Origin of the sequence: Allohoeflea poritis (genome assembly GCF_027889715.1) — a bacterium.
In the GTDB taxonomy this organism is placed as follows: Bacteria; Pseudomonadota; Alphaproteobacteria; order Rhizobiales; family Rhizobiaceae; genus Hoeflea_A; species Hoeflea_A poritis.
In genome coordinates this window covers 402,595-409,101 of sequence record NZ_JAPJZH010000004.1, presented here as the reverse complement: position 1 = coordinate 409,101, position 6,507 = coordinate 402,595, and the positions used below count along the sequence as shown (strand labels likewise).

The 6,507-nt window shown below is 62.8% G+C and carries 8 protein-coding genes; 3 read left to right on the top strand and 5 right to left on the bottom strand.

Annotated features, from left to right (window positions below; translation table 11 throughout):
• Nucleotides 1–1,181: signal recognition particle-docking protein FtsY (ftsY, locus tag OOZ53_RS09320; protein ID WP_271089182.1), on the top strand; the 1,181-nt coding region annotated here is incomplete at its 5' end.
• Nucleotides 1,182–1,195: 14 nt separating this feature from the next.
• The gene (locus OOZ53_RS09315; protein WP_271089181.1) at nt 1,196–1,849 is read left to right on the top strand and encodes a septation protein A; all 654 of its coding nucleotides are present in this window, start codon (nt 1,196–1,198) and stop codon (nt 1,847–1,849) included.
• Here the strand turns inward: OOZ53_RS09315 and OOZ53_RS09310 are convergent.
• The 4 genes from OOZ53_RS09310 to OOZ53_RS09295 are packed head-to-tail and all read right to left on the bottom strand — an operon-like array spanning nt 1,846 to nt 4,128.
• Nucleotides 1,846–2,547: a metallophosphoesterase family protein gene (locus tag OOZ53_RS09310; protein ID WP_271089180.1), complete on the bottom strand. Its 702-nt coding sequence runs from the start codon at nt 2,545–2,547 to the stop codon at nt 1,846–1,848. The two genes, OOZ53_RS09315 and OOZ53_RS09310, sit on opposite strands and share 4 nt — an antisense overlap.
• 45 nt (nt 2,548–2,592) lie before the next feature.
• Nucleotides 2,593–3,213: a DsbE family thiol:disulfide interchange protein gene (locus OOZ53_RS09305; protein ID WP_271089179.1), complete on the bottom strand. Its 621-nt coding sequence runs from the start codon at nt 3,211–3,213 to the stop codon at nt 2,593–2,595.
• A complete protein-coding gene (gene ccmD, locus OOZ53_RS09300) occupies nt 3,203–3,379 on the bottom strand; it encodes a heme exporter protein CcmD (RefSeq protein ID WP_271089178.1) in 177 nt (58 codons plus the stop codon). Before ccmD ends, OOZ53_RS09305 begins: the two co-directional genes overlap by 11 nt.
• A complete protein-coding gene (locus OOZ53_RS09295) occupies nt 3,376–4,128 on the bottom strand; it encodes a heme ABC transporter permease (protein WP_425499126.1) in 753 nt (250 codons plus the stop codon). The genes ccmD and OOZ53_RS09295 overlap by 4 nt, the downstream gene beginning before the upstream one ends.
• Nucleotides 4,129–4,247: 119 nt before the next feature.
• Here OOZ53_RS09295 and OOZ53_RS09290 point away from each other — a divergent pair, with 119 nt between their 5' ends.
• Nucleotides 4,248–5,150: a DMT family transporter gene (locus OOZ53_RS09290; RefSeq protein WP_271089176.1), complete on the top strand. Its 903-nt coding sequence runs from the start codon at nt 4,248–4,250 to the stop codon at nt 5,148–5,150.
• Here the strand turns inward: OOZ53_RS09290 and OOZ53_RS09285 are convergent.
• Nucleotides 5,132–6,094 (bottom strand): ABC transporter substrate-binding protein, encoded by a 963-nt coding sequence (locus OOZ53_RS09285; RefSeq protein ID WP_271089175.1) that lies wholly within the window; start codon nt 6,092–6,094, stop codon nt 5,132–5,134. The two genes, OOZ53_RS09290 and OOZ53_RS09285, sit on opposite strands and share 19 nt — an antisense overlap.
• Between the last annotated feature and the right edge of the window lie 413 nt (nt 6,095–6,507).

The window sequence follows — 6,507 nt, the reverse complement described above, 5'->3', positions numbered from 1 at the left end:
AGCCTGAGCCTGAGCCTGAGCCTGAGCCTGAGCCTGAGCCTGAGCCTGAGCCTGAGCCTGAGCCTGAGCCTGAGCCTGAGCCTCGAAAGGCTGAATCAGCGCCGGCGGAAATCAAGCCCAATGACAGCCAATCCACAGATGCTGTTCCACGTGAATCGTCGGATGCCGGCAAAGTATCGGTATCGGCCGATGTCACGCCGCTGGCGGAGCCCGCCGCCGCGCCGGATACGCCCGAACCCGAGGAACAGCCGAGACCTTCCTGGTTCGGGCGGCTGCGTCAGGGCCTGTCGCGCACCTCGGCGCAGCTCACCGACCAGATCAGCGGCATCTTCACCCGCCGCAAGCTTGACGAGGACACGCTGCAGGATCTGGAGGACGTGCTGATCCAGTCCGATCTGGGCGTCGAGACGGCGCTGCGCATCACCGACACGCTGGCCGCCGGCCGCTACGGCAAGGACATCTCCACCGACGAGGTGCAGGAGATCATGGCAAGCGAGATCGAGAAGGTGCTGGAGCCCGTCGCCCTGCCGCTCGAACTCGATCTCAGCCACAAGCCGCACGTCATCCTGGTTGTCGGCGTCAACGGAACCGGCAAGACGACGACCATCGGCAAGCTGGCCGCTAAACTTGCCGATGGCGGCCTGAGCGTCATGCTCGCCGCCGGCGACACCTTCCGCGCCGCGGCCATCGAGCAGCTGAAGATCTGGGGCGAACGCACCAATTCGCCGGTTGTATCATCCAAACTCGGCGCCGATGCCGCCGGCCTTGCCTTCGATGCCTTCGAAAAGGCCCGTGACGCCGGCACGGACGTGCTGATCATCGACACGGCCGGCCGGCTGCAGAACAAGGCGGAACTGATGGACGAACTTGAGAAGATCGTCCGCGTCCTCGGCAAGCACGATCCCGAAGCGCCGCACACAGTGTTGCAGACGCTCGATGCGACCACCGGACAGAATGCGCTCAACCAGGTCGAGATCTTCCGCAACGTCGCCGGCGTCAACGGCCTGGTCATGACCAAGCTCGACGGCACGGCGCGCGGCGGCATCCTGGTGGCCATTTCCGCCAAGCACAAACTGCCTATCTATTTCATCGGTGTCGGCGAGGGCGTCGACGACCTGGAGCCCTTCGAGGCGGGCGATTTCGCCGCCGCCATTGCCGGCCGCACGCCGGCAGAGACTTGAGGAGACCGGCCGGTATGAGCCAGCCCGTATTCGAACGCGACCCGTCCGATCCCGACCGCCAGGAGATCAATCCGCTGCTCAAACTGGCGCTGGAGCTGGGCCCGCTGCTGGTCTTCTTCTTCGCCAATGCGCGCGGCGAATGGCTGGTGGAAAAGTTCCCGCCGCTCGCCGCTTTCGGCGGTCCCATCTTCCTGGCGACCGGCCTTTTCATGATCGCAACGGCGATTGCACTGACGACCTCCTGGCTGCTCACCCGCACCCTGCCGATCATGCCGCTCGTCTCCGGCGTCGTGGTCTTCGTCTTCGGCGCGTTGACGCTGTGGCTGCACAACGACACCTTCATCAAGATGAAGCCGACCATCGTCAACGGCCTGTTCGCCAGCGTCCTGCTGGGCGGCCTTGTCTTCGGCAAATCGCTGCTTGGCTACGTCTTCGACAGCGCATTCAAGCTGGATGCCGAGGGCTGGCGCAAATTGACCCTGCGCTGGGGCCTGTTCTTTATCTTCCTCGCTATCGTCAACGAGATTGTCTGGCGCAATTTCTCCACCGATTTCTGGGTCGCCTTCAAGGTCTGGGGCATCATGCCCATCACCATCGCGTTCACCATGAGCCAGATGCCGATGATCATGCGCCACACCATCCCGGAGGAAGACGAGAAGGCGTCCTAGGACGCTTCCTCAACCGACAGGAAACGCGGCCCTTCCTCCTCGCCCAGCACAACGGCGGTGAGCCGGCCGGTCATGAAAGCGCCGGTGTCGATGCCGATGCGGTTGTGCCGGATTTCCGGCTCCGACACGGGTGTGTGCCCGTGGATGACCAGTCGTCCGTGGTCGAGGTGACTGGCGAGGAAGCGGTCGCGAACCCATAACAGGTCCTTTTCCGACTGATCCTCGATCCGACGCCCCGGAATAATCCCGGCATGGACGAACAGGTAGTCTGGGGTTTCGTGATAGAGCGGTAGGCCGCGCAGCCAGGCGAGCCGTTCCGGCCCCAGCGCATCGATCAAGTCGACCGCCCTGTAGGCGCCGTGGCGCGCGTCAAAGCCGATTGAGCGCAGGGTCGCATCGCCGCCATTGCCGGTCCAGTGGCGCCAGACAATCCAGTCATCGGATTGCGTGCAGGCAAGCAGCATCGCCTCGTGATTGCCCTTCAGGCAGACCATCTCGAAGCCATCGAAGCCGCGCATCAGCCGGTCGATGACGGCGCCGCTGTCGGGACCGCGATCGACATAATCGCCGACCGTGACGATGGTCGCCGGGCTGTCCGGATGCCGCTGCTCCCGGTCCGAAACAATACGCGCCTGCAAGGATTGGAGAAGGTCGTCACATCCGTGCACATCGCCGATGGCGTAGAAGATTTCCTTCATGGATCACCCGAATGACGGCCTGCCCGGGCAAAAGCCGGCAAGTGCCTAGGACGAAGCGGCCGGCGCCGCCAGCGCCTTCTCGATTTCCGGCATCAGCCTGTCGCGCACGGCATCCGGCGTGAACGGCCCGATCTGCTTGAAGACGATTGTGCCCGTCTTGTCGACGAGGAAGGTCTCGGGAATACCGTAAACGCCCCAGTCAATGGCCGCGATCCCGTTCGGATCGATCCCGACGGCGCTGTAGGGATTACCGAGTTCGCCCAGGAACCGCAGCGCGTTCGACGTCTCGTCCTTGTAGTTGATGCCGACAACGTTGATACGGCTGTCCTCGGCAAGCGCCATGAGAAGCGGATGTTCCTGCCGGCACGGCACACACCAGCTCGCCCATATGTTGACGAGCGTGATCTTGCCTTCGACCTGCGCATCCGTCAGCGCCGGAACCTGGTCTCCGTCGCGCTTCAGGCCCTCGAGCGCCGGCAGATCCAGCTTTGGTGCCTTGGTGCCGATAAGCACCGAAGGCACCTCGGAGACATCTCGCCCCGAGATCAGTTGCGTGTAGAAGATGACCGCCAGCGCAGCGAAAACGATCAGTGGCACAAATGCGAAGAAACGGCGCCGGCCCCGCGCCGGCTGCGTCCGGCCGCCTTCGCCGGTTTCACTGGACATGATCGGCACCGGCTTTTTCCGCCGAGCGGCGGCGCACACCCCGCGCCTCGAGCTCTGCCAGTTCGGCGCGCCGCCCGCGCTGGTCGATCAGCACCCAGCCGACAAGCGCCGCGATCGTCAGCGCGGTCGCGCCATAGGCAAGCGATACGAAGGCAAGATGACTCATGACGGCTGCACCGAGCGCGCCGCCTGGCGGCGCAGTGAGGCCACCCGCCGTCGCCAGATCTCGTTGCGCATCGCCATCAGATGCAGGGTGAAGAACAGCATCGTGAAGGCCAGTGCCATGACCAACAGAGGATAGAGCATCGAAGCATGGATCGTCGGCCCGTCAAGCCGGATGACGCTGGCCGGCTGGTGCAGCGTGTTCCACCAGTCGACGGAAAACTTGATGATCGGAATGTTGATGTAGCCGACGAGGATGACGATCGCCGAGACTCGCGCGGCGCGCGCCGGATCGTCCATCGCCCGATAGAGCGCGATCAGCCCGAGATACATCAAAAACAGCACGAAGACGGATGTCAGCCGCGCATCCCAGACCCACCATGTGCCCCACATGGGCTTGCCCCAGAGCGAGCCGGTCACCAGCGCCAGGAAGGTGAAAGCCGCCCCGATCGGCGCGGCCGCCTTGGCCGACACATCGGCCAGCGGATGGCGCCAGACCAGCGTTCCGATCGCCGATACCGCCATCACCGTGTAGCACATCATCGCCAGCCACGCAGACGGCACATGAATGAACATGATGCGCACCGTCATGCCCTGCTGGTAGTCTTCGGGTGCCTGGAAACTCATGAAAAGACCGACCGCAAAGAGCACGCCGGTGATACCGACCATCCACGGCAGCACAAAGGCCACGGCGTTCAGAAAACGCGTGGGATTGGCGAGGCCGGAAACATAATTGGCGGCGCTGGTAATCATCGTTGTCATTGTTTACCGTTTGGAAAGGTTCCAGACAATGCTGCCAAGGGCGCAAAATAGGCAAATTGCCGTGATCCTGCGAGGCGCGAATTGCCGCACAAAAAAAGACATGGCGCACAATGAGTGAAACGCAATTGTCGGAACAGCGCAATGCCGGCCTCGGCCTGACGATCGTCATCGCGGCGACGGTCTCCATCAGCGTGTCCAACATCCTGACGCCGATGGTCTATGCGCTCGGTGTCAACACCGAGACCCTGCTCGTGCTGCGCCTCGCCTGTTTCCTGGTGCTTTGCAGCGTCTGGATCCGGTTACTCGGGATTTCCCTGCGCATTGGCCGGCGCAATATGCTGCATTGCATCGGTTCAGGCGTCGCCTATGCAATCGGTTCCGGGTCGCTGATCGCCGGTTTCTTCTTCATGCCGGTCAGCCTTGTAATCCTGATCTTTTACACATTTCCGCTTCTGATCCGGCTGAGCGAAGCCCTCCTCGACCGTCGCCCGCCCTCGCTGATGGAAATCGCCTTCCTGCTGACGGCCTTTCTCGGTCTGGCCATCTGCCTCGGCATCGGGTTCGAACGCCTCAACGCACCGGGCATGATCTTTTCGGCTCTGGCCGCGCTGGCGGTGACCGTCTCCTTCGTCTGGAACGGCCGAAAGCTTGCGTCTGTACCATCGACCGTCTCGACCTTCTACATGGCGGCGACCGGCTTCGTCCTGATCCTGGCATTTGCGCCTCTTGCCGGCGGATGGAGGCTTCCGCCCGCCGAAGGCTTCGCCATCGTCATCGTCGCGGCGACCGCGCTGACCTTTGCCGGCGCTTTCCTCGGCATGTACACCGGCGTGCGCATGATCGGCGCGTCGCGCACGGGCCTGATCATGAATCTGGAGCCCGTTTTGACCATCGCGCTCGCCATCGCCGTCCTTGATGAGCAAATGGCGCCGAACCAGTTCGTCGGCGCGGCGCTGGTCATCGCCGCCATATACGGCGCCCAGCGCTTGCCTGCTCAGGGCTCCAGTTCGTAGATGTAGTTCTGCAGCGCGGGCATGGCGCTCACCAGCTTGTTCGCCACCAGGAAAGTCGCGAAGCGCGCGAAGGCCTGCCTGTTGACCCTTGCTGGTTCCTTCGCCAGCAGCGGCACGGTGGCCTTCCAGGCCATCTTGTTCAGTTCATTGTCGAGCTTGGCGTCATAGGCGATGAAGCTTTCCCAGCCCGCATCCGGATCATCGACAATGTCCTTGACGCCCCTGGCAACCGCGGTCAGGAAATTCTCGACGACATCCGGCTCGACCAGCGCGTCGTTCACGATGTAGACGAGCTCGCTATAGGTCGGCATCGTGCCCGATTCGACGTCGAACACGAGCGGCTTCTCTCCGGCAAGTTCAAGCTGGATCGGCTCGAAATTCCGGTAGACATCCGTCAGCACGTCGACCTTGCCGTCCAGCAGAGCCGGCACCATGGCGAACTCGACATCGACCAGCGTGATGTCTTTGGCGGTAATGCCCTGTGCGGCGAGCGCGATCATCAGCAGGTCGCGCTCCGTCTTCTCGCTGTCGGCGTAACCGACCCGCTTGCCGCGAATGTCATCCACCGTCTTGATCGGCCCGCCCTCGACCGCAAGCACCACGTTAAGCGGCACGGGAATGAGCGTTCCGACCACCGAAAGCGGGCTTCCGTTGGCGATCTCGATCTGCGTGCGCGGCTGGTCGGACATGCCGATCGCCACGCGGCCGTCGAGCACCATGGTGACATTGTCGGTCGTCTCTTGCGGTATCACCAGCGTGACGTCGAGCCCGGCTTCGGCGAAGTAACCCCGCTCCAGCGCGACGACCAGCGGTCCGTGGTTCGGATTGATAAACCAGTCGACACCGATATCGACCTTCTTCAGATCGTCACCGGCCGCCTGGGCGGGTGCGATGAGCAGCCACATGGCAACAAGCGCGAAGGCATAACGGCATCGGTGGATCATGCGGCTCTCCAGACGGGATGTTCGCACCCAGCCTAGACCGTTTCATGGTTGGATTGAAGGGCGCATTTGGCCCCGCGCCGACATCGTGTGTTGCCGCCGAGGCGGCACAAATCCGATCGGTTCCCTGCCTAGAGCAATTCTGAGTTAGCTTGGAACATTTGATGGTGGAAAATCGGTTCACTCGGCTAGGCGCGTCGCGCAGCGCGATGCAGCGCATCGGGCGAGCGGCGCAACGACGCCGATGGACCGATTTTCCCACCCTCGAAAGAACGATCGTTTTGAAAATCAAAGACGAAAGGGCCGGGCGATTTTGGCCCCTGACGTCGTTGGCTCGCGCTTGTGGTGGGTTGGCACCACGGCGCGCAACCCGCCTAGCCAGTGACCAAAATCGCCGCGGTCAAATGATCCAAGCT